This is a genomic window from Maribacter algicola (assembly GCF_003933245.1).
GTDB lineage: Bacteria > Bacteroidota > Bacteroidia > Flavobacteriales > Flavobacteriaceae > Maribacter > Maribacter algicola.
The window spans coordinates 878,662-900,303 of record NZ_QUSX01000001.1; the positions used below are offsets into that span (position 1 = coordinate 878,662).

Consider the following 21,642-nt stretch of genomic DNA (forward strand, 5'->3'; position numbering starts at 1 on the left):
TTTTAAATTTGCCCAAAAGAGACTTAATTTTAAAGACTAAGGTATTATTAAAACCTTATAGAATCAACCATACATGCCAGAAATTAAAGGAAGTCTAGGAATACAGGATTTTTACGATGTAATTTTTGACCAAAAGTCCATTACTCTTTCCAAAGTACTATTAGACACCGTAGAGGAAAGTCATAATTTCTTAAAGGAATTCTCTAAAAATAAGATTATTTATGGAGTGAATACAGGCTTCGGCCCCATGGCCCAATATAAAATAAAGGATTCACAAACCCTTCAATTGCAATATAATCTTATCCGAAGTCATGCCTCCGGTACGGCGAATCCCATTGAACCAAAATATGTTAGGGCGGCCATGTTGGCCCGCCTGAATACCCTAAGTTTAGGCAATTCTGGAGTTCATGTCTCCGTCATAGAAGTAATGGCACAATTGCTGAACAAGAACATCGTTCCATTAATTTATGAACATGGTGGTGTTGGCGCCAGTGGCGATCTTGTGCAATTGGCCCATTTGGCATTGGTCTTGATCGGCGAAGGCGAAGTATTTTACAATGGGGAAAGAAGGCCAACTAAAGAGGTATTTGAAATAGAAGGCATCAGCCCTATAAAAATAGCCTTAAGGGAAGGTCTGGGTCTTATGAATGGAACTTCGGTAATGACCGGTATAGGTATCGTGAACACAATCTATACCAGAAGATTATTGGAATGGGCCATTGCCTGTTCATCGGCCATCAATGAAATTATGCAGGCGTATGACGACCATCTATCGGAAGAACTCAATCTAACCAAAAAACATAAAGGCCAAAGGGAAATAGCCCGGGCCATGCGTAGTCATTTGGTGGACAGTTCCCTCACAAGAAAGAGAGAACATCATCTTTATACTTCCATTGACGAGGTATCCGTTTTTGAGGAAAAGGTCCAGGAATATTATTCCATACGATGCGTTCCGCAGATTTTGGGACCCGTTTGGGACACACTCAATGAGGTAGAGCGCATCTTAATGGAAGAGGTGAATTCCGCCAATGACAATCCCATTGTGGACGTGGAAAAAAAACATGTATATCACGGCGGTAATTTCCACGGCGATTACGTTTCCTTGGAAATGGACAAGCTGAAAATTGTGGTTACCAAGTTGAGTATGTTGGCAGAAAGACAGCTTAACTATTTATTAAATTCTAAATTGAACAATATCTTGCCTCCTTTCGTTAATTTAGGTACATTAGGTCTGAATTTTGGCATGCAGGGGGTTCAGTTCACCGCGACTTCCACTACTGCGGAAAATCAAATGTTGTCCAACCCTATGTATGTTCATAGTATCCCTAACAACAACGACAATCAAGATATTGTAAGCATGGGTACCAATGCAGCCCTCATCACCAAAAAAGTAATTGAAAATGCCTATGAGGTCGTTGCCATAGAAATGATAACCATTGTTCAAGCGATTGAATATCTTGAAATGGCCAACAAGGTTTCTTCCAAAACCAAAAAAATGTACGATGCGGTTCGTAACATAGTTCCCCCATTCAAAGAGGATGAGATTATGTATCCTTATGTAAATCAAGTAAAGAACTATATTATTAACCATCAAAATATAAAATCATGAAACGAATTTTAACTTTAACAATCCTTTTTTCCGTCATCTTTTCCTTTGGACAAGAACTGGCGCTGGTTCGTGAAAACGACCTTTTCGGTTATATTGACACATCGGGCAAATATGTGATCCAGCCCCAATTTGAAGGAGCCAAAAGCTTCTCGGAAGGATATGCGGCTGCTGAAAAGGACAAAATGTGGGGATACATCAACACGAAAGGGGATTGGGCCATTGAACCAACATATGACAAAGTAAAATACTTTAATTCTGGATATGCCTTAGTTTTAAAGGAAGACCGATGGAGATACATCGACCCTAGTGGCAAGGAATTGGAGATTCCCTCTACGGAGAAATTTTATGACTTTGAGGAAGGCGTGGCCTTTATCCGTCAAGGGGATAAAATAGGGCTGATAGGTACCGATGGGAAAATACTTATGGAACCCTCCTATGATGAAATAAAATCCTTCAGGGACGGATACGCCAAGGTTCGTAATGGAGAATTATGGGGAATGATTGACAACAAGGGGAAAGTTGTTATCCCCGTTGAATACGAGGAAATTGGAAATACCTGGAACAAAGCTGGGGTATATGGTAAAAAAGGAGCTGATTTTGGAATCATTCATAATGGGTCCTTTAACGTCATCGAAGGTGCAGACAAGGTTTGGAACTTCCATGGAAACTCTGTCCTAACCTATGCCAGAAAGGATAAAATGACCGGTTTTGTAAACTCTAAAGGCGAATGGGTCATTCAACCTATCTATAAAAAAGCAAGGGCCTTTTCCAATGGGCTAGCGCCGGTAGCGGAAAATAAAGATTGGGGGTATATAAACGAAGAAGGAAAAACAGTCATCGATTTCCAATATAAGGACGCAGAAATCTTTTCAGAAAACGGGCTGGCTCCCGTTAAGGATAAGGATTGGGGCTTCATAGATACAAGTGGAAACCTAATTATTCCCATGGAATATGATATTACCGCTGGATTGGCCTTTTTGGCCGGAAACAACGACAAGGGTTTTTTGGGTGATTTCGCCCGAATAAAATCAAAAGATGGTTGGGGCTTTTTTAATACCAAAGGCGAACTACTTGGCAACAAATGGTACCAAAATGCGGAACCATTCGTAAAAAATTAATATCCGTTTTTTAATGGGAGAGGAAAAAATCAAATACGCCTTGGTCACGGGTGGATCTAGGGGAATTGGAAGGGCCATTTGTTTGCAACTTGCCAAGGATTTAGAATATCAGCTTTTAATCAATTACAATGGTAACAGGAAAGCTGCGGAGGAAACACTGAGGATGGTCCAGGAAGTGGGTGGTTCAGGACAAATCCTACAATTCAATGTAACCGATTCCCAAGCGGTAAAAAATACATTGGACGATTGGCATGACAAAAATAAAAACGCCGTTATCGAGGTATTGGTGAACAATGCAGGTATCAAGAAGGACGGACTCTTCATGTGGATGTCCATGGAGGACTGGTCCTCTGTTATCAATACAAGCCTCAACGGATTTTATAATGTCACCAATGCCCTCATTCAAAAATTGTTGACAAATAGATACGGCAGGATAATAAATATAGTTTCCGTATCCGGACTCAAGGGAACCCCAGGACAAACGAATTATTCAGCGGCAAAAAGTGCCGTAATTGGTGCGACCAAGGCCTTGGCACAGGAAGTAGCCAAGAGAAAGATAACTGTAAATGCGGTTGCCCCCGGATTTATAGAAACAGATATGACGGAGGATTTGGATGAATTGGAACTAAAAAAGATGATACCCGTAAACAGATTTGGGAAACCCGAAGAAGTGGCCCATGTCGTTTCATTTTTAGCTTCGGACAAAACATCCTATATTACGGGCGAAGTAATTAATATAAACGGAGGTATTTATTCCTGATGAATTGAAAACGTAGAGGCTGATGAAGAGAGTCGTGATCACGGGCATGGGCATTTATTCCTGTATTGGGAAGAATCTGGAGGAAGTTAAGCAGTCCCTATATCATGGAAAATCAGGGATTGGTATCGACCCCCTTCGAACAGAATTTGGGTTTAGATCCCCCCTAACCGGTATTGTGGAGGACCCTGATTTAAAAAAATTGCTTTCCCGAAGACAACGGATCAGCATGGGCGAGGAGAGCAGGTATGCCTATGTCGCCACCCTCGAGGCCATGAAAAAGGCCGGAATTACCGAAGACTTTTTTGAACAAAACGAAGTTGGGATCATATATGGAAATGACAGCACTGCATTGTCCGTTGTTGAATCCGTAGACATTATTAAAGAGAAAAAAGACACCACCCTTGTTGGCTCAGGTGCCATTTTTAAGGCCATGAACTCTACGGTGACCATGAACCTTTCCACAATTTTTAAGCTCAAAGGTATTAATTTGACATTAAGCGCGGCATGTGCGAGCGGCTCACACTCCATAGGCCTTGCCTACCATTTAATAAAAAGCGGACTGCAAGATTGTATCATCGTAGGGGGAGCACAGGAGACCAATCACATATCCATGGCCAGTTTTGATGGTCTTGGCGTTTTTGGCATCCGTCCAGATGACGCAACAAAGGCCTCAAGACCCTTTGACCTAGATAGAAATGGTTTAATTCCCAGTGGCGGTGGGGCTACCTTGATTTTGGAAAGTTATGATAGTGCCGTTCTAAGGGGCGCACCAATTCTGGGCGAGGTCATTGGTTATGGCTTTTCATCCAATGGGGACCATATCTCTACCCCCAATGTTGAAGGACCCTCAAGGGCGATGCAGAGAGCGTTGGAAGATGCCAAAATGGATGCGGGGGACATTGACTATGTAAACGCCCACGCCACCTCGACCCCGGTAGGGGACGCCAATGAGGCCAAAGCCCTTTTTGAGGTATTTGGTAAAAGCAACCCGCTCATAAGCTCCACTAAATCCATGACTGGACACGAATGTTGGATGGCAGGCGCAAGTGAGGTCATTTACTCTATGTTGATGATGGAACATAGCTTTGTGGCACCTAACATAAACCTTGAAAATCCAGACGAGGACTCCGCAAAACTTAACTTGGCCAACAAAACCATAGATAAAAAAATTGATGTATTTTTGTCCAATTCATTTGGATTTGGCGGAACCAACTCCGCACTTATTATTAAAAAATGTTGACCAACAGTATGATGACCAAACAAACCATTATTGAGAAGATCAACGACTTCTTGATAGAAGATTTTGAAGTAGGGGAGGAAGAATTGGAACCCAATGCAAACCTTAAGGACACCATTGGCCTTGACAGCTTGGACTTTGTGGATTTGGTCGTTGCAGTGGAAAGTAATTTTGGGGTTAAATTGGTTGGAGAAGACTTTGTAAACGTTATTACCCTTCAGGATTTCTACAACCTAATTGAAAGAAAACTGGACTAAACCCAAACCTTACAATCTAGATGAATGGCGACTGAGTGGGAAGGAAAATCTAAAGGTACCGTCCTAGGCTATAAGCTATACATCTTTTTCCTCAATACTTTTGGACTAGGAGTCGCCTACTTTGTCCTAAGGTTCGTGGTATTTTATTACTTTTTGTTCTCCTATAAAAGTTCCAGATCCATTTTCTATTATTTCAACAGAAGACTCAAATACGCCAAGCTGAAAAGCATAGCCGCTATTTACCAAAGCTATTATATGCTTGGCAAGGTACTTACTGATAGGGTTGCCATTTCAACAAAATTCCGGGAGGTCTATCACTACACACATGATGGAATAGAACACATTGACGAATTGCTCAAACAGAACAAGGGCGGAATATTGATCAGTGGCCACATTGGAAATTTTGAAGTATCCCATTATTTTCTTGAAAACCGATACTCTATCTCCAAAATTTTCATGGTGACCACACATGCGGAACATGAGAATATTAAGGAGTACATGGACGGCATTGTTGCAAAATCCTCCATGGAATTTATTGTGGTACGTGAAGACATGTCGCATATTTTTGAGATTCACACTGCTCTGGGCCAAGGGGGGTTAGTCGTTTTTACAGGAGATCGATACCTCCCTGGAACCAAAACCCTAAAACAGGAATTTTTAGGCGCCGAAGCAGAATTTCCATTGGGACCCTATCTATTAGCTACCCGTTTAAAGGTACCGGTGCTATTCGTATATGTTTTGAAAGGGCCTAAAAAAGAATATCATCTGTATGCAAAAAAAGCGATTGCCAAGGCACGGGATCCGCAAGCCCTACTAAGTGAATTCACCCAAAGTATGGAATGGATTTTAGAAAGGTATCCCTATCAGTGGTTCAATTATTTTGACTTTTGGAAAGACAGTCTAAAGAAATGAAGGAAGTTTTAATTATATACTATTCCCAAACCGGACAGTTATTGACCATACTGGAAAATATCGCAAGAAACATCCAAGGCGATAATGTTCGTATTTCCTATTATGAAATAGTGCCGAAACCAACCTATGACTTTCCCTGGAAGAAGGAAAAATTCTATGATAGCTTTCCGGAATCTTTTCTTCAGATTCCAACTGATTTTGAATCTCCATCCAAAACGATTTTGGACAAAAAGTACGATTTGGTGCTTTTGGGCTATCCGGTCTGGTATTTGACACCATCGATACCCATAAACTCTTTTTTGAAATCCTCCGATGCAAAATTCCTCCTTGGGGACACTCCTGTGGTCACCGTAGTAGCCTGTAGAAATATGTGGATCATGGCCCAAGAGAAAATGAAGAAACTCTTGCTTGATGTTGGGGCAAAATTAGTGGGACATATCGCCTTGGTAGATAGAAATATCAATCATATAAGTGTGATTACGATTGCGCATTGGATGTTTTCGGGCAAAAAGGACCGGTATTTGGGAATTTTTCCAAAACCCGGGGTGTCTGACAAGGATATTAAAGAAGCGGAGCGATTTGGGGCTCCCATAAAGAAAGCCCTGCTATCCAATAATTATGACGCCCTTCAAAATGAGATTTTAGCCCTTAACGGGGTTAGCATAAATCCCTTTCTCATAATGACCGATAAAAGGGGAAACGTACTTTTTTCCAAATGGGCGAACCACATTATCAAGAAAGGAGAACCCGGAAATCCCAAACGCCTCAAATGGATTGGTTTCTTCAAAATTTATTTGTTATTTGCTATTTGGGTCATAGCCCCTATAGTTTTTATCGTATTTTTGCTGACTTATTTGCCGAGCTACAAACGAAGAAGAAATGATAAAGCCTATTATTCTTCGGTTGCGTTAAAAGAGAATTGATGAAGGACGTTTATATAACTAAAATTGCCAAATTTTTGCCCAACAAACCCGTTTCCAACGAAGAAATGGAGGAAAAACTGGGAGTTATAGACGGTAAAGCTTCCAAAGCACGACGTGTTGTCCTTCGAAACAATCAAATAAAACAACGCTACTATGCTATTGATGAGCATGGTAATACTACCCACAACAATGCACAATTGACCAAGGAGGTGGTTGAGAAGCTTTGTGATGAAAACTTTACCACCAAGGATATACAATTATTGTCCTGTGGCACATCTAGTCCGGATCAAATTTTACCCTCCCACGCCGCCATGGTACACGGCTATCTGAAGAACGGCAATATGGAAATTAATTCTCCATCAGGTGCTTGTTGTTCTGGAATGAATGCGCTTAAGTACGGTTATCTTTCGGTTATGACGGGACAAGTGGATAATGCAGTATGTGCTGGTTCTGAACGCACTTCTTCTTGGATGACCAGTGATATTTTTGAAAACGAGGTTACCCATTTAAAAGAGTTGGAGGACAATCCTATACTGGCCTTTAACAAGGAGTTTTTGCGGTGGATGCTATCCGATGGAGCCGGGGCAATGCTATTGGAGAATACACCCAATGGTGCGAACCCTCTTAAAATTGAGTGGATGGATGGCTATTCCTATGCCTTTGAAATGGACGCCTGTATGTATGCCGGGGCCGAAAAAAAGGAGGATGGAAATCTAAAGCCATGGAGTGAATTCCCTGCCCACGAATGGGGAAAATTATCCCTATTCGCCATGAAACAGGACACCAGATTGTTAGGTGCCAACATCTTGGTCAAAGGGGTCGATAGTTTAAAACAGGCCTACGAAAAGCATGGTATTGGACCAGAGGACGTAGACTACTATTTGCCTCACATTTCCTCGTACTACTTTAAGGAAGGTCTATATGCGGAAATGGAAAAACAAGGTATACCCATGCCATGGGAAAAGTGGTTTTTGAACCTTGAGCATGTAGGCAATGTAGGAGCTGCTTCCATTTATGTGATGTTGGAGGAACTGGTTGCCTCCGGAAAGTTGAAAAAAGGGGACAAAATATTATTACATGTACCGGAAAGCGCCAGGTTTTCTTATATGTACGCCTATTTAACCGTCTATTAGATGGAACGACTACTGCCGCCCATAACCGATTCTGAATTCGTCATCGAACTTATACCTCAAAAGGAGCCATTCGTAATGGTGGACAAGTTGCACCATTTCTCTAATAACAAAATTGTCACTGGATTGACTATAAGCAACAAAAACCTTTTCTGTAACAATAATATCTTTCTGGAACCTGGGCTTATTGAAAATATGGCCCAAACCGTGGCCATGCACAAAGGCTATACCTATTACTTAAAAAATGAACCCGCTCCCGTAGGATACATAGGAGCCATTAAAAAAGCCGAAATTTTCGAACTGCCAAAACTAGGCTCGGAATTGATTACCACGGTTACCATTTTGCACGATATCATGGGGGTGACTTTAGTAGAGGCAAAAGTCGAGTGCGGCGATACCTTGATTGCCACCAGTGAGATTAAAACTGCCTTAGCATAAACGTCATGGAAAGGGATGGGCAAAAAATAGACATTCGAAAATTCTTGCCCCACAGGCCCCCAATGCTTTTTGTCAGTGATATGCCCTTTGTAGACGATACATCCGTCATTACGGAATTCAAGATACTCCCCCATTGCATTTTTTTGGAAAACGGTTTTTTTACCGAAGCTGGACTTATTGAAAATGCCGCCCAAACCTGTTCCGCCATCGTTGGTCAAAGCTTTTACGATAAAAAGGACATGGAAGGTACCAGTAACGACCTTATAGGCTATATAAGCGCCATAAAAAAGGTGCAGATCTATGAATTGCCCAAAGTTCATGATATATTGGTAACGAAAGCACAACTCATGTCTCGGTATGACCTGAACGGCGTAAGTATCTGCACGATGAGTTCCAGCACTTTTAGAAATGCCGATTTAATTGTAGATTGTACTTTGAACTGTTTGATACAAGAAGTATAAGAATGAAGAAAGAAGATGTACCGCAGGACGAGAGCAACCTTGCATCTGCCAATTTTAGGGAGATGGTGTACGCAGTGGATGACGATGGAAAATACACTACCTCTTTAAGTACCGGTTGGGACCCCAAAAAAATTGCACTGGACAATGCCATCCAAGAAATAGAGGAGCGCATCGCCTATGCTAAAAATAGGGTTTTGAACAATGAAACAAGCCCTATCGAATATTACATGGAAGTCCATAAAATGGACCTGCCCGTACTGGCAAGCTATATGGGCCTATGGCAATGGCGCGTAAAAAGGCACTTTAAACCATTGGTATTCAAAAAGCTTAATCAAAAAACGTTACAAAAATATGCCGATGTCTTCGACATCAGTATTGAACAATTGAAATCCATTGATGACGGAAAATCTTAAAATAGACTTTGCTCACAACCAGTCCGCTCACTGTGAAAATGGGGTTGTTTCAAATCTTATGAAACACAATGGTTTCCAAATAAGCGAACCCATGGTGTTTGGTATTGGTTCTGGTCTGTTGTTCAGTTACCTGCCCTTCCTAAAGGTCAATTATGCCCCGGTTTTCACCTACCGTTCCATGCCAGGGTTCATATTCAATAAATTTGCGAAACGCACGGGTATAAAGATGAAACGGGAAAAGTTCAAGAATCCCAAAAAAGCCCAGGAACGCCTCGACCAAAATTTGGCCAAAAACAATCCCGTGGGTTTACAAGTGGGCGTGTACAATCTGGTATATTTCCCGGACGAATACCGTTTCCATTTCAATGCCCACAATATGGTGGTGTACGGCAAACAGGGAGACCGTTATTTAATAAGTGATCCTGTCATGGAAGAGGTAACCAGCCTTTCCATTAAGGAACTTGAGAAAGTGCGTTTTGCCAAAGGTGCGTTTGCCCCAAAAGGACATATGTACTACCCCATTTCCTTTCCGGAGAAACTAGAATTGAAGACCGCGATAGTTAAAGGAATCAAACAAACGGCGAGGGATATGACCGCCCCCGTGCCCATAGTGGGCGTAAAGGCGATGCGATGGGTAGCCAAGAATATAAGGAAATGGCCCAAGAAGCTAGGGCCAAAAAAAGCGAACCACTACTTAGGTCAAATTGTTCGTATGCAAGAAGAAATAGGTACGGGCGGCGGGGGTTTCAGGTACATTTATGCGGCATTTTTACAAGAGGCCAGTACCCTTTTGGACAATCCAAAGCTCATGGAACTTTCCACGGAAATGACCTCAATTGGCGATGCTTGGCGCGACTTTGCCGTGGATGCGTCACGCATTTACAAAAACCGAAATTCACAAAGTAGCGGTTACGAAGATGTAGCCATTCAATTGGAAGTGCTGGCCGATCGTGAAGAGCACTTTTTTAAAACCCTTAAAAAGGCGGTTTAAGAATAGTTTTATGATTCAAATCGACCAACTTTCCAAAAAATACAAGGAGGCGGAACAGTACTCCCTTCTGAAGTTGGACCTGAACATCCAAACAGGGGAAATATTTGGATTGCTGGGTCCTAACGGAGCTGGCAAAACAACCCTTATCTCCATTCTAAGCGGATTGATAAAACCTACCTCAGGTTCCTTCAAAATTGATGGCCTTGATTACGCATCGCACAATAAGGAATTGAAACAGCTGATCGGTATCGTACCTCAGGAATATGCCCTGTATCCTAGCCTAACAGCCTTTGAAAACCTCTATTATTTTGGCAGTATGTTTGGGTTACAGGGGCCTTCCTTCAAAACATCCATTCAAGAGCATTTAAGAATATTGGGGCTCGAAAAATTCGCCAATAAAAAGATAAAGGCCTTCTCTGGTGGTATGAAGCGACGGATAAATCTAATAGCCAGTATTCTTCACCAACCGAAAGTACTTTTTTTGGACGAACCTACGGTTGGAGTGGACGTTCAGTCCAAAACGGTCATCATCGATTATTTAAAGGAATTGAACGCCAATGGAACCACCATTGTGTACACTTCACATCACTTGAACGAGGCAGAAACACTTTGTACCCGAGTGGGAATTATAGACCATGGCAAGCTACTTTGTTTGGGAACTCCCAAAGAATTGATACAAGACGAACAAGGTGCGGAACACTTGGAAGAGGTTTTCTTGGCTCAAACCGGTAAAACCCTTCGCGATTATGCATAAACTTTGGGTATCGGCAAAAAAGGAGTTTTGGTTGCTTTCCCGGGATCTGGGCGGCCTGGCCGTTTTGTTCCTGATGCCATTGCTTTTGGTCGTTACCATCACGCTGATACAGGACAATACCTTTAAGACCATCCAGGAAAACAAGATACCTGTTCTTCTAGTCGATTTGGACCAAGGGGAAGTTTCGGACCAGGTTGGGGATAACCTAAAGGAGTCCCGACTTTTTGAAATCATTAGGGAAGAAAGTGAGGAGCAAGCTCAAAACTTGGTACAAAAAGGTGAATATCAATTGGCCATTATCCTACCTAAAAATCTGACACGTGATTTACACCTAAAAATAGACCAGAACGTATCTGGTATATTGGCCCAGTTTGGGGTTGAGGAGTTACAAAATCAGTCTGAGGTCAAAATCGAAAAAAAGGAAATCAGGCTCTACTTCGATCCTGCCACACAGCAATCCTTTAAAAGTTCTGTGCGGAACAACATCGATAAAATGATTTCCCAAATTGAGAGCAAATCCATTTACAGGGCCTTCCAAGAGGAGTTGGGCGAGGATGAAAACAGTTCCATTTTTGATACGGAAAGCTTTATTTCCTTCACTGAAATTGTTCCAAACGCCAAAAAAAAGGCAAGTATCCCCAACTCCACCCAACATAATATTCCAGCTTGGACCTTGTTCGCCATCTTCTTTATCATTTTGCCCTTATCAATAAACATGGTGCATGAAAAAAATCAGGGAACGTTCATAAGACTTAGGACCCAGCCCATTCCCTACGCGACGGTTTTGGGAGGCAAAGCCTTTGTTTTTTTAGTCGTTTCCCTCGTTCAATTTATTTTGATGCTCCTGTTGGGTGTGTACCTTTTTCCTTTGATGGGTCTTCCCAAATTGGAAGTAGCGGGAAGAATTCCGTTATTGATGATCGTTGCGTTTTTTGCAGGACTGGCAGCCATTGGTTTGGGACTGCTGTTGGGAACCGTTGCCAAATCCCAGGAGCAATCGGCTCCCTTTGGGGCAACCTTTGTGGTCATCCTTGCGGCCATTGGTGGGGTTTGGGTACCCGTTTTTGCCATGCCCCATTTTATGCAGCTGCTCTCAAAACTGTCCCCAATGAACTGGGGATTGAATGCCTTTTATGATGTATTTTTGAGAAATGTTGGGTTTGGGGAAATCCTTCCGGAAATATTCGCCCTTTTCCTATTTTTCATTGCAACAACGGTTGTGGCCATAATTTATAACGAAAGAAAAAATGCCGTCTAACAGTTCCAAGGAAATCAGTTTTACCAGCAAGGTACGTGTCCGTTTTACCGAAACCGACCCATTGGGTATCGTTTGGCACGGAAACTACATTCAATATTTTGAGGATGGACGTGAAGCTTTTGGGAGACATCACGGGATTTCCTATCTGGATCAAAAGAAACATAATTTTTCCTCCCCCATCGTAAAATCTACCTGTGAACACAAGCTCCCGCTCCGCTATGGCGATGTTGCCGAGATAAAGACAACCTATGTAGATACGGCGGCGGCAAAAATGATATTCAGGTACGAAATCATGAACCCCGAAGGTAAAGTTGTTTGCACCGGGGAAACCGTTCAAGTCTTTGTGGAACTTCAAGGGGAACTTTCCTTAGTCATTCCCGAATTTTTTAAAGAGTGGAAGAAAAAAGTGGGTCTATTGGATGGATAACGTTTACCTATCACATAACAACATCGTTTCTTCCTTAGGTTTTGATAGTACCACGGTTATCGATAGTATCGAAAAAGGAAACTGCGGGTTATCGGTCTATGAAGACAACAAGGTATTGCATGTGCCCTTTTGTTCCTCACGGATAGCCGCAAAGGAGCTTCAAAATCGATATGAAAACCTCAATCCCGACACGGAACACACCCGTTTGGAGAAAATGATGTTGGTCTCCCTTGCGGACACGCTTGGCAAATCAAAGTTAGGATTGGACGAAAGAACGGGACTTCTTATTTCCACTACCAAAGGAAACATCGATGTTCTGGAGGAAAACAGTAATTTTGCGGAATCCAGGGCCTATCTTGCATACTTGGGTGAACAGGTTCAGAAATTCTTCGGATTTAAAAACAAGGCCATTATTATTTCCAATGCCTGCGTATCCGGCGTTTTGGCAGTCGCCGTAGCCAAAAGATTGATAAGACAAGGGAAATATGATCGCATGTATGTGGTGGCAGGGGATTTAGTAACCCAGTTCATACTTTCAGGGTTCAATGCTTTTCAAGCGTTAAGTTTGGAACCCTGTAGACCTTATTGTAATTCCCGGACCGGTATTAATATCGGAGAGGTGGCAGCCAGTGCCTTGGTGACCAAAAACCCTAGCGATTTGGCCCCAGAATCCGTCCAAATAATGGGGGAGGCATCCTGTAACGATGCCAACCACATCTCGGGTCCTTCCCGTACCGGTGAGGGGCTTTACAGGTGCATTGAAAATGCCGTATTACAATCGGGCATGGAAAAAAATGATATCGATTATATTTCCGGGCATGGTACGGCCACGATGTTCAATGATGAAATGGAGTCGATCGCCTTTGAACGTGCCGGCCTATCCAAAACACCCGTAAACAGTCTAAAAAGCTACTTTGGGCACACCTTGGGCGCATCGGGCCTACTGGAATCCATCATCGGCATGCATTCATTGCATAAAAACACCTTGTTCGCCTCCCTTGGTTTTGAGGAACTGGGTGTCTCAAGGCCCATGAACATTATCAAAGAAACAACCAAAAAGGAACTAAACGTATTCCTGAAAACCGCCTCGGGGTTTGGCGGTTCAAACACCGCGGTTATCTTTAAAAAGGTATAAACTTTGTTATTATCGTGTGGGGTATTAAATTCGCCTTTTTCAATCCTTGATTTTAAGAAATGCCAAAAAAATATATTAAGGCCATTGATGCACTGCAGGAGGCACAGAAAATAGCTTTTGCCCCTTTCGTTTTCCAGACCACGGTTTCCTTGAAAAATTTAGGGGTTTTTGACTTTATATTTCAAAACGTAGCCAAAGGCGGGGTCACCCTTACCGAAATTTGCGAGGAACTCTCCATTAGCGAGTATGGCCTGAGCGTACTCTTGGAAATGGCCGAAAGTGCCAACATTGTCTCCATGGACGAACGCGGAAGGTATGAGCTCACCAAAATTGGTTATTTCTTAAATTACAACCCTATGACCCAGGTGAACATGAATTTCACTCAAGATGTTTGTTACAAGGGACTTTTCCACTTAGAGGAAGCCATTCGGGAAGGCAAACCTGCCGGACTCAAGGAATTGGGAAATTGGCCCACCATTTACGAGGGACTTTCCCAATTGAAACCTGAAATTCAGAAGTCATGGTTCGCTTTTGATCACTTCTATTCTGATGGTATTTTTGAGGAAGCGCTAAAAATCGTCTTTAGGCACCAACCAAAACTGTTGTTCGATATTGGCGGAAACACCGGAAAATTTGCCATCCAATGTTGTGCTTACAACGAAGAGGTAAACGTGCATATTTTCGATTTACCTGGACAATTAAAGGTAGCCTTGAAGAATACCGCGGATCAAGGTTTTGGGGACAGGGTCCAAGGAAGTGAAATCGATTGGCTTTCAGAAAATCCTCAAATTCCCATGGGTGCGGATACCATTTGGATGAGCCAATTCTTGGATTGCTTCTCAAAAGAGGAAATCCTAAAAATTTTGAAAACAGCGGCGAATGCCATGGAATCCCAAACGGAATTGATCATTATTGAGACCTATACGGACCGACAAAAATTCGAGAACGCCAAATTCACCTTGGAAGCCACGTCCCTCTACTTTACCGCTTTGGCCAACGGAAACAGCAAAATGTACAAGGCCACGGAACTTATGGAACTTGCCGAAGCCGCCGGTTTGGAATTGAAGAATGATATAAGTTTGGGCGAATTCCACACGTTATTCGTCTGCAAAAAGAAATAATTTTATTGGAGAACCGGTATTACATAGAATCCTTTAGCCACGTAAACAATGGCATCGTTTCCGTTAACGGTACGCCCGTATTCAAAACCTTGGAAACCGATTTTAAATCGGTCATGAAATTGGCCTACAAACAGTTGATCGTGGATTATCCCAAGTTCTTTAAAATGGACAACCTGAGTAAACTGGGACTTTTGGCCGCGAATGTGTTATTGAGGGAAGAATCGGAAAAAAATATCGCCATGGTATTCTCCAATAGGGCTTCCAGTTTGGATACGGACCGTGGGTACCAAGACTCCATAAAGGATGCCACCCAGTACTATCCCAGCCCCGCCGTTTTCGTATATACCTTGGCCAATATCTGTATGGGCGAAATCAGTATCAAGCACAAAATTCATTCAGAGAACTGTTTCTTTGTCATGGACGAATTCAGCCCTGAAACCCTGAGTTCCTATGCTGCGGAATTAATGGATGAAAACAAGGCCAAAAAGGTATTATGTGGGTGGGTAGATGTGGATAATGAAAAATATGATGCATTTTTGTATGTTGTAGCGAAGAAAGGTACTTTTGTCCATTCCGATGCTGAAATAAACCGATTATATAAGACGACCCATGAGCAGTGATTTGAAACAAGAATTAAAGAAAAAAATTATAGAGCAGCTGAACCTGGAAGATGTTACCGCAGCTGAAATTGCGGACAACGACCCATTGTTTGGAGACGGTTTGGGACTTGACTCGATTGACGCGTTGGAACTCATCGTAATGCTGGACAAGGATTATGGCATTAAACTGGCAGATCCAAAGGAAGGCCGAAAAATCTTCGAGTCCATCGATACCATGGCCGCTTACATCAGTGCGAACAAAGCCTAACGTGGCAACCTATCACAGATTTACATACAAGTTGTAATCTGCTATTTGTCTAAATATTTTCAATGAATCAAGGAGTTGCGATTACTGGAATGGGCCTAATTTCCGCTATTGGTAACAATGTTGCGGATAACTTCGCTTCCTTGATTTCCGGTACAACGGGCATTTCCAAAGTCAGCCGTATAAAAACGGTCCATGAACATGAAATCATGGTGGGGGAAGTTCCGATGACCAATGGGGAATTGGAAAAATTACTGGGACTGCCTTCAGATTCCCATTCGAGGACCCCTTTACTGGGAATAATCGCGGCAAAGGAAGCACTGGCACAGGCAGACATTCAAAATATATCTGAGTACAGAACCGGACTTATATCCGGCACTACGGTAGGGGGCATGGACAAATCGGAGCAATATTTCTACGACTTTTATGAAAGGGACCTTCATTGGAATCACATTAACAGCTTGCATGCCGGTGACTCCACACAAAAAATTGCGGATGCCATAGGTCTTACCAAAAGCTTTGTAACCACCATTAGTACGGCCTGTTCCTCCGCCGCCAATGCGATCATGTTGGGGGCCAGAATGATCAAGAGTGGTGAACTGGACCGGGTAATCGTGGGCGGATCGGACAGTCTTTCAAAGTTTACCATCAATGGCTTTAAGACCTTGATGATCTTATCCGATAAGTATAACACTCCCTTTGATGAACACAGAAAAGGGTTGAATCTGGGCGAGGCGGCCGCATTTTTGGTATTGGAATCAGATGGAATCGTTTCCAAGGAAAACAAAAAGGTGTTGGCCTATGTAAAAGGCTATGGCAATGCCAACGACGCCTATCACCAAACCGCTTCGTCGGAAAATGGCGACGGAGCCGTCATGGCGATGGAGAAGGCCCTAAAAGTGGCCGGAATTTCCCCAAGCGAGGTGGATTATATCAATGCACACGGTACGGCAACGCCCAACAACGACCTTTCCGAAGGGAGGGCCTTACTTCGTGTTTTTAAGGAGAACGTTCCGGAATTCAGTTCCACCAAACCATTTACGGGGCATACCTTGGCAGTAGCAGCAGGTGTAGAGGCCGTTTATTCCGTTTTGTCCATCCAAAACAACGTTATCTATCCCAACCTCAACTTTAAGACGCCCATGACCGAATTTAATTTGGTTCCAGAGACCCAATTAAAAAACAAGGAAATAAAAACGGTACTCTCCAATTCCTTTGGTTTTGGCGGTAACTGTTCTACCCTTATTTTTACCAAAGAGGCATGAAACCCTCATCGAGGGCATTGGTATGGTAAGTTAAATACCCAGGCGAAAGAAAATGTTTAAAAATCAAGCCAATAACCTAATTTTAAACACATGAAAATGGAGGTGTACATAAACAGTATCGGCTCGGTTTCCGTCCAAAAAACCTTTGATGATTCGGGCTTTTTGGAGGAAGTTGTTGATTATGAGGGTACTTCGGTTAAAGCGGTTGACCCCAATTATAAGGACTACATACCTCCAGCGGCGGCCAGAAGAATGGCAAAAGGACTTAAAATGAGCGCCGTCAGCTCCCAAAATGCCATGAAGGAAGCAGACTTGAAAAACGTGGACGCCATCATTGTAGGCACAGGCCTTGGTTGTCTGGGCGAATCCGAAAAATTTGTACGGGATTTACTGGATAATGACGAACAGTACCTTACCCCTACCCGGTTCATTCAATCTTCCCACAACACCGTAGCGGGCTCCATTGCATTGGATATGGGGTGCAAAGGATACAATTTTACCTACGTGCATTCCAACATATCGTTCGAGTCCAGCCTATGGGACGCCAAGCTACAATTAGAGAACAATGAAGCTGAAAACATATTGGTAGGAGCCGTAGACGAACTGGTAGAACACCATGTAACCACACATCAATTCATCGATCATATAAAAAAAGAGCCTGTTTCCAGGGAACAGGTACTGCGCTCCGGCACCAAGGGCATTGTTTTTGGTGAGGGATCCCACTTTTTTGTACTGTCCAATCAAAAACAGGATACAACCTATTCAAAGCTCTTTGCCATGGGAATTTACAATACCCTAAGGAAGGAGGAGGTCTCCGGTACAATTCTGGGTTTTTTGGATACGAATGGATTGACACTCGAAGATTTGGACGGTGTCATTTTAGGTAACAATGGGGATGTAGATTTCGATACGATTTACCATGACCTTGCAAATGGGATATTTCAAACTATTCCACAATTTGTGTACAAGCATCTTTCCGGAGAGTATGACACAGCCTCCGGTTTCGGTTTTTGGATGGCCAATAAAATCTTCAAAACCGGTAAGGTTCCTGAGGTTATCCGTTGGAACGATATAAAAGTAAGCCAACCAAAAAGGCTTTTGTTATATAACCAATATCGAGGTAAAAACCACAGTCTGGTAGTCCTGGAAAAATGTTAACACGGAAAACCGTAAATACTATTTTTCTATTAGGCGTCGTTGTCTCTCTGGCCATTTCCATTTTCAAACCGATTCCTTGGCCCGCTTTCGCCCTATTGACGGCAAGTTGGTTCTTCTTGACACTGTGTGGTTCTTTTTTTATCCGGTGGAACTACCACATGACTTCCTTGAATTCAAATAACGAAATCAATAAACCCCAAATCGCCATAACCTTTGATGACGGACCGCATCCGGAATACACGCCCAAAGCTCTATCCCTTCTGGAAAAGTACAATGCCAAGGCGACCTTTTTCTGCATCGGGAAAAATATTGCAAAACATCCGGAGCTAATTAAGGAAATCATAAGGCAAGGACATTCTGTAGGGAACCATACGTTTTCACATGCAAACACCTTTGGCTTTTTTGGCACATCCAAAGTAACCCAAGAGCTGAATCGAACGAACAAAATTGTGGAAAAGCTAACGGGTTTAAAAATGACCTTGTACCGGCCCGCTTTTGGCGTCACTAACCCAAGCATAGCACGGGCCGTAAAAAACCTAGAATTAAATTCCATAGGTTGGAACGTTCGTTCCTTGGATACCACTTTTAGGAATGAAAATCAGGTTTTGAAACGGATAACTTCCAAAACGGAAGAAGGTTCCATTATCCTACTTCATGACACCAGTGCAAAATCTATCGCCGTTTTGGAACGATTATTGGTATTTTTGGAAAACAGAAAGTTGGAATCGGTTACAGTGGACCAATTACTTCAAATAAGGGCTTATGAATAGAATCTTGGTAATCTTGTTATTTTTCTCCTATGTGGGTTTCGCCCAGACTAAAATGTCCGTTCAAGAGGCGAAATCCCTACAGGAAATGGTTAAACAAAAAGCACAACAGACCCAAACCATCACAAGTGATTTTGTTCAGTACAAACACCTGGACTTTTTGTCCAATGATATTGAATCGAGCGGAAAATTAGCTTTTAAAAGCCCTGAAAATGTCAGTTGGCAATATCTAAAACCATTTTCGTACAAGGTTGTTTTTAAAGATGAAAAACTCCTCATTAACGATAACGGCAATAAGAGCAAACTGGACCTGGGCTCCAACGAACTCTTCAAACAGCTTAACCATTTGATCAGTGCCAGTATCAACGGGGATATGTTCAGCGCCGATGAATTTGAAATTGCCTACTTTAGGGAAAATGGTGCCCCTTTGGTTCACTTTTTGCCCAAAGACCCTAAATTTTCGGATTTTATCAAAGCCTTTCACATCAGATTTTCCAAACAGGGAACCGTGGAAGAGGTAAAAATGATCGAACCCAGTGGCGATTATACTAGAATCGTATTTTCAAATAAAGTAGAAAACAAAGCGATTCCAGATGCGGTTTTTAACCTTTAGCCTTTTCCTTCTTCTTTTGGGGTGTGCTTCCTATCCCAAAAAAAGAGGATATACAACTACGGAAATCATTACCCAGGAAATCGTCAACCCTTATTTCTCGGATAAAAAAAAAGACTATGTCTACAAATCCAATATTACCGTTTTTAAGAATACCTTCGGGGGGATTTTGGTATTAAAGAAGATGGATGATAAAACCCATCGAATTGCCTTTACTACGGAACTTGGAAACACCATCTTTGATTTCTCTATAAGCGAGACTGAATTTAAGGTAAACCGTATCCTAAAGGAACTAGACCGTAAGATTCTTTTAAGTGTATTGGAGCAGGATTTTAGAAGCCTGGTCCAAGAAAAAACATCCTCTTTGGAAACCTTTGAAAAGGGTGAAAACATATTGAATAAGGTCAAAATAGATTCCAAAATACATTACTATACGTTCAAAAACGATACCCTGACCAATATCACACGCGTAAGAAACCAAAGGGAAAAAGTAGACATCGCATTTTTTGAAATAGGCGACACCATGGCAAGACATATTCAAATTTCACATAAAAACTTGAAACTTGCCATATCTTTACGGGCCATCAAATGAATAAGTTAGCCACCATACTCTTTTTTATTATCTGTGCCGGCATATCGGAATCAAAAGCACAGGTGGCTCCTGGCATCAAATTGGGCTATAATGAAAGCCGAATTAGCAAGACCCGCTTGGAACCTAAATCGGGATTATATATTGGCGGGTTTCTGGACATTCCGATTACGAAGCGCTACGCCATTCAACCGGAAGTTTTTTACTCCTCCCAAGGCGGAGCCTCCGTTAGCTCCGATTTTGGGGATGTTCAAATTGATTATTTGTCGGTAATGGCCGCCAATAAATTTTATGTAGGACTAGCTAAAGGGTTTCATTTTAACCTAGGCTTGGGGTTGGACATAAACCTAAAAAATAACTTTGTGAATTTGTTCAATGGTGATGCGGATGGCGAAATATCCCCTTTTGATGTTGTGGTATTTGGAGGTATGGGATATGAGTTTAATTTTGGACTTATTTTGGAAGCACGTTATAAACAAGGAACCGTAAGTGTGGACTTGTTTGGGGCCGATGACCTTTACGAGGAAGCAGGAAGCAACTTGAACGGTGTTTTTCAATTGGGTGCTTCCTATAAATTTAAAAGTAAATAGATGTTGTTAGAAGGATTGTACGAAATTCAGGAATTCGAGTTTGTGGAACCTCATGTGAAGGCCACTATTAAACTCAATAAAGAACACGAGATATTCGAAGGGCATTTTCCAGGCCATCCCGTATTGCCCGGTGTTTGTGTAATACAAATCATTAAGGAGCTTACCGAAAAATCCTTGGAGAAAAAACTAGTGTTGTCCGTAGCTTCGAATGTTAAGTTCATGGCCGTTATCAACCCTGAGAAAAATGATATCGTACAATTGGAAATTGAACTTGACCAGAATGAAAGCGAAGTCAAAATCAAGAATACCGTGCGTTTTGAAGATACCTTGGCATTAAAATTGAACGCCAATTTCAAAATTAAAGCCTAATGAAATTGGTACTCGTGGGATTTCTATCCTTTTTTCTTTTTTTCATTCATATTGAGGAAGTCCGCAAGCTATATCCCGAAGCCATAGAAGATGCCTCCATGACCGATAACCTGAACGAGTTATTGGCCACGATTACCTTGGAGAACAACGCCGTACTATATGGCTATAAAGGAGCCGTTTTTACCCTAAAGGCAAAACACGCAAAAACAGCAAAGGACAAAAAGGAATTCTTTCAGGAGGGAGTCGCCATCATCGAAGCCGCCGTAGCATACAAACCTGAAAATATTGAACTCAGATTCATTCGATTGAGCGTACAGGAAAATGCGCCGAAAATTGTAAAGTACCATAATGCCTTGGAGGCCGATAAAAATTATATTCTAGAACACTTTTCGGAATTGAAGGATGGCTCCTTAAAAAAAATGATTCAGAAATATATCAAGGGTTCAAAAGCTTTTTCAGATACGGAAAAGTTGGGCTTCTAGACCT

Annotated in this window: 27 protein-coding genes; all 27 read left to right on the forward strand. The window is 42.2% G+C overall.

Annotation, left to right across the window (positions count from 1 at the left end; genetic code table 11):
* The first annotated feature begins 73 nt into the window (after positions 1–73).
* The 27 genes from DZC72_RS03615 to DZC72_RS03745 all read left to right on the forward strand — a co-directional run bounded on the left by DZC72_RS03615 (position 74) and on the right by DZC72_RS03745 (position 21,638).
* Positions 74–1,609, forward strand: a complete 1,536-nt coding sequence (locus DZC72_RS03615) for an HAL/PAL/TAL family ammonia-lyase (RefSeq protein WP_125221516.1) — start codon at positions 74–76, stop codon at positions 1,607–1,609.
* Entirely contained in the window at positions 1,606–2,727 is a 1,122-nt protein-coding gene (locus tag DZC72_RS03620) for a WG repeat-containing protein (protein ID WP_125221517.1), read from the forward strand. Before DZC72_RS03615 ends, DZC72_RS03620 begins: the two co-directional genes overlap by 4 nt.
* Before the next feature lie 28 nt (positions 2,728–2,755).
* The gene (gene fabG / locus DZC72_RS03625; RefSeq protein WP_125222590.1) at positions 2,756–3,487 is read left to right on the forward strand and encodes a 3-oxoacyl-ACP reductase FabG; all 732 of its coding nucleotides are present in this window, start codon (positions 2,756–2,758) and stop codon (positions 3,485–3,487) included.
* A 19-nt stretch (positions 3,488–3,506) separates the two neighbouring features.
* Complete coding sequence (locus DZC72_RS03630) at positions 3,507–4,727, forward strand: beta-ketoacyl-[acyl-carrier-protein] synthase family protein (RefSeq protein ID WP_125221518.1); 1,221 nt, start codon at positions 3,507–3,509, stop codon at positions 4,725–4,727.
* 11 nt (positions 4,728–4,738) lie between these two features.
* Positions 4,739–4,981, forward strand: coding sequence for an acyl carrier protein (locus DZC72_RS03635; RefSeq protein WP_125222591.1), 243 nt, complete (start codon positions 4,739–4,741; stop codon positions 4,979–4,981).
* Between the two features lie 24 nt (positions 4,982–5,005).
* Complete coding sequence (locus DZC72_RS03640; RefSeq protein ID WP_125221519.1) at positions 5,006–5,893, forward strand: LpxL/LpxP family acyltransferase; 888 nt, start codon at positions 5,006–5,008, stop codon at positions 5,891–5,893.
* Complete coding sequence (locus tag DZC72_RS03645) at positions 5,890–6,816, forward strand: flavodoxin family protein (protein WP_125221520.1); 927 nt, start codon at positions 5,890–5,892, stop codon at positions 6,814–6,816. Before DZC72_RS03640 ends, DZC72_RS03645 begins: the two co-directional genes overlap by 4 nt.
* Complete coding sequence (locus DZC72_RS03650; protein ID WP_125221521.1) at positions 6,816–7,949, forward strand: beta-ketoacyl-ACP synthase III; 1,134 nt, start codon at positions 6,816–6,818, stop codon at positions 7,947–7,949. The genes DZC72_RS03645 and DZC72_RS03650 overlap by 1 nt, the downstream gene beginning before the upstream one ends.
* Positions 7,950–8,384, forward strand: a complete 435-nt coding sequence (locus DZC72_RS03655; RefSeq protein WP_125221522.1) for a hypothetical protein — start codon at positions 7,950–7,952, stop codon at positions 8,382–8,384. It abuts the gene before it with no gap.
* A 5-nt stretch (positions 8,385–8,389) separates the two neighbouring features.
* Complete coding sequence (locus tag DZC72_RS03660; RefSeq protein ID WP_125221523.1) at positions 8,390–8,845, forward strand: ABC transporter permease; 456 nt, start codon at positions 8,390–8,392, stop codon at positions 8,843–8,845.
* Between the two features lie 2 nt (positions 8,846–8,847).
* Positions 8,848–9,258: a hypothetical protein gene (locus DZC72_RS03665; protein ID WP_125221524.1), complete on the forward strand. Its 411-nt coding sequence runs from the start codon at positions 8,848–8,850 to the stop codon at positions 9,256–9,258.
* Positions 9,242–10,249, forward strand: a complete 1,008-nt coding sequence (locus DZC72_RS03670; protein WP_125221525.1) for a BtrH N-terminal domain-containing protein — start codon at positions 9,242–9,244, stop codon at positions 10,247–10,249. The genes DZC72_RS03665 and DZC72_RS03670 overlap by 17 nt, the downstream gene beginning before the upstream one ends.
* A gap of 10 nt (positions 10,250–10,259) precedes the next feature.
* On the forward strand, positions 10,260–11,003 hold the full coding sequence (locus DZC72_RS03675; protein ID WP_125221526.1) for an ABC transporter ATP-binding protein: 744 nt from the start codon (positions 10,260–10,262) through the stop codon (positions 11,001–11,003).
* Complete coding sequence (locus tag DZC72_RS03680) at positions 10,996–12,261, forward strand: ABC transporter permease (RefSeq protein WP_125221527.1); 1,266 nt, start codon at positions 10,996–10,998, stop codon at positions 12,259–12,261. Before DZC72_RS03675 ends, DZC72_RS03680 begins: the two co-directional genes overlap by 8 nt.
* Complete coding sequence (locus tag DZC72_RS03685; RefSeq protein WP_125221528.1) at positions 12,251–12,688, forward strand: acyl-CoA thioesterase; 438 nt, start codon at positions 12,251–12,253, stop codon at positions 12,686–12,688. Before DZC72_RS03680 ends, DZC72_RS03685 begins: the two co-directional genes overlap by 11 nt.
* Complete coding sequence (locus tag DZC72_RS03690; protein WP_125221529.1) at positions 12,681–13,823, forward strand: beta-ketoacyl-[acyl-carrier-protein] synthase family protein; 1,143 nt, start codon at positions 12,681–12,683, stop codon at positions 13,821–13,823. Before DZC72_RS03685 ends, DZC72_RS03690 begins: the two co-directional genes overlap by 8 nt.
* 59 nt (positions 13,824–13,882) lie before the next feature.
* Positions 13,883–14,944, forward strand: a complete 1,062-nt coding sequence (locus DZC72_RS03695) for a methyltransferase (RefSeq protein WP_125221530.1) — start codon at positions 13,883–13,885, stop codon at positions 14,942–14,944.
* Between the two features lie 5 nt (positions 14,945–14,949).
* Positions 14,950–15,564: a 3-oxoacyl-ACP synthase gene (locus tag DZC72_RS03700; protein ID WP_125221531.1), complete on the forward strand. Its 615-nt coding sequence runs from the start codon at positions 14,950–14,952 to the stop codon at positions 15,562–15,564.
* Positions 15,554–15,811: a phosphopantetheine-binding protein gene (locus DZC72_RS03705; protein ID WP_125221532.1), complete on the forward strand. Its 258-nt coding sequence runs from the start codon at positions 15,554–15,556 to the stop codon at positions 15,809–15,811. Before DZC72_RS03700 ends, DZC72_RS03705 begins: the two co-directional genes overlap by 11 nt.
* Positions 15,812–15,873: 62 nt before the next feature.
* The gene (locus tag DZC72_RS03710; RefSeq protein ID WP_125221533.1) at positions 15,874–17,073 is read left to right on the forward strand and encodes a beta-ketoacyl-[acyl-carrier-protein] synthase family protein; all 1,200 of its coding nucleotides are present in this window, start codon (positions 15,874–15,876) and stop codon (positions 17,071–17,073) included.
* Positions 17,074–17,169: 96 nt separating this feature from the next.
* Entirely contained in the window at positions 17,170–18,231 is a 1,062-nt protein-coding gene (locus tag DZC72_RS03715) for a beta-ketoacyl synthase N-terminal-like domain-containing protein (protein ID WP_317127092.1), read from the forward strand.
* Positions 18,225–19,001, forward strand: coding sequence for a polysaccharide deacetylase family protein (locus DZC72_RS03720; protein ID WP_125221535.1), 777 nt, complete (start codon positions 18,225–18,227; stop codon positions 18,999–19,001). Before DZC72_RS03715 ends, DZC72_RS03720 begins: the two co-directional genes overlap by 7 nt.
* Positions 18,994–19,611, forward strand: a complete 618-nt coding sequence (locus DZC72_RS03725) for a LolA family protein (protein WP_243641636.1) — start codon at positions 18,994–18,996, stop codon at positions 19,609–19,611. The genes DZC72_RS03720 and DZC72_RS03725 overlap by 8 nt, the downstream gene beginning before the upstream one ends.
* Positions 19,592–20,200, forward strand: coding sequence for a hypothetical protein (locus DZC72_RS03730; RefSeq protein WP_125221536.1), 609 nt, complete (start codon positions 19,592–19,594; stop codon positions 20,198–20,200). The genes DZC72_RS03725 and DZC72_RS03730 overlap by 20 nt, the downstream gene beginning before the upstream one ends.
* Positions 20,197–20,787: a porin family protein gene (locus tag DZC72_RS03735; RefSeq protein ID WP_125221537.1), complete on the forward strand. Its 591-nt coding sequence runs from the start codon at positions 20,197–20,199 to the stop codon at positions 20,785–20,787. Before DZC72_RS03730 ends, DZC72_RS03735 begins: the two co-directional genes overlap by 4 nt.
* The gene (locus DZC72_RS03740) at positions 20,788–21,156 is read left to right on the forward strand and encodes a 3-hydroxyacyl-ACP dehydratase (RefSeq protein ID WP_125221538.1); all 369 of its coding nucleotides are present in this window, start codon (positions 20,788–20,790) and stop codon (positions 21,154–21,156) included.
* A complete protein-coding gene (locus DZC72_RS03745) occupies positions 21,156–21,638 on the forward strand; it encodes a hypothetical protein (protein WP_125221539.1) in 483 nt (160 codons plus the stop codon). The genes DZC72_RS03740 and DZC72_RS03745 overlap by 1 nt, the downstream gene beginning before the upstream one ends.
* Positions 21,639–21,642 lie beyond the last annotated feature (4 nt).

Bases quoted from the DNA above. Each gene is read 5' to 3' on its own strand.
- DZC72_RS03615 (WP_125221516.1), top strand. From the start codon at position 74: ATGCCAGAAATTAAAGGAAGTCTAGGAATACAGGATTTTTACGATGTA.
- DZC72_RS03620 (WP_125221517.1), top strand. From the start codon at position 1,606: ATGAAACGAATTTTAACTTTAACAATCCTTTTTTCCGTCATCTTTTCC.
- DZC72_RS03635 (WP_125222591.1), top strand. From the start codon at position 4,739: ATGACCAAACAAACCATTATTGAGAAGATCAACGACTTCTTGATAGAA.
- DZC72_RS03640 (WP_125221519.1), top strand. From the start codon at position 5,006: ATGGCGACTGAGTGGGAAGGAAAATCTAAAGGTACCGTCCTAGGCTAT.
- DZC72_RS03645 (WP_125221520.1), top strand. From the start codon at position 5,890: ATGAAGGAAGTTTTAATTATATACTATTCCCAAACCGGACAGTTATTG.
- DZC72_RS03650 (WP_125221521.1), top strand. From the start codon at position 6,816: ATGAAGGACGTTTATATAACTAAAATTGCCAAATTTTTGCCCAACAAA.
- DZC72_RS03655 (WP_125221522.1), top strand. From the start codon at position 7,950: ATGGAACGACTACTGCCGCCCATAACCGATTCTGAATTCGTCATCGAA.
- DZC72_RS03660 (WP_125221523.1), top strand. From the start codon at position 8,390: ATGGAAAGGGATGGGCAAAAAATAGACATTCGAAAATTCTTGCCCCAC.
- DZC72_RS03665 (WP_125221524.1), top strand. From the start codon at position 8,848: ATGAAGAAAGAAGATGTACCGCAGGACGAGAGCAACCTTGCATCTGCC.
- DZC72_RS03670 (WP_125221525.1), top strand. From the start codon at position 9,242: ATGACGGAAAATCTTAAAATAGACTTTGCTCACAACCAGTCCGCTCAC.
- DZC72_RS03675 (WP_125221526.1), top strand. From the start codon at position 10,260: ATGATTCAAATCGACCAACTTTCCAAAAAATACAAGGAGGCGGAACAG.
- DZC72_RS03680 (WP_125221527.1), top strand. From the start codon at position 10,996: ATGCATAAACTTTGGGTATCGGCAAAAAAGGAGTTTTGGTTGCTTTCC.
- DZC72_RS03685 (WP_125221528.1), top strand. From the start codon at position 12,251: ATGCCGTCTAACAGTTCCAAGGAAATCAGTTTTACCAGCAAGGTACGT.
- DZC72_RS03690 (WP_125221529.1), top strand. From the start codon at position 12,681: ATGGATAACGTTTACCTATCACATAACAACATCGTTTCTTCCTTAGGT.
- DZC72_RS03695 (WP_125221530.1), top strand. From the start codon at position 13,883: ATGCCAAAAAAATATATTAAGGCCATTGATGCACTGCAGGAGGCACAG.
- DZC72_RS03705 (WP_125221532.1), top strand. From the start codon at position 15,554: ATGAGCAGTGATTTGAAACAAGAATTAAAGAAAAAAATTATAGAGCAG.
- DZC72_RS03710 (WP_125221533.1), top strand. From the start codon at position 15,874: ATGAATCAAGGAGTTGCGATTACTGGAATGGGCCTAATTTCCGCTATT.
- DZC72_RS03715 (WP_317127092.1), top strand. From the start codon at position 17,170: ATGGAGGTGTACATAAACAGTATCGGCTCGGTTTCCGTCCAAAAAACC.
- DZC72_RS03720 (WP_125221535.1), top strand. From the start codon at position 18,225: ATGTTAACACGGAAAACCGTAAATACTATTTTTCTATTAGGCGTCGTT.
- DZC72_RS03725 (WP_243641636.1), top strand. From the start codon at position 18,994: ATGAATAGAATCTTGGTAATCTTGTTATTTTTCTCCTATGTGGGTTTC.
- DZC72_RS03730 (WP_125221536.1), top strand. From the start codon at position 19,592: ATGCGGTTTTTAACCTTTAGCCTTTTCCTTCTTCTTTTGGGGTGTGCT.
- DZC72_RS03735 (WP_125221537.1), top strand. From the start codon at position 20,197: ATGAATAAGTTAGCCACCATACTCTTTTTTATTATCTGTGCCGGCATA.
- DZC72_RS03740 (WP_125221538.1), top strand. From the start codon at position 20,788: ATGTTGTTAGAAGGATTGTACGAAATTCAGGAATTCGAGTTTGTGGAA.
- DZC72_RS03745 (WP_125221539.1), top strand. From the start codon at position 21,156: ATGAAATTGGTACTCGTGGGATTTCTATCCTTTTTTCTTTTTTTCATT.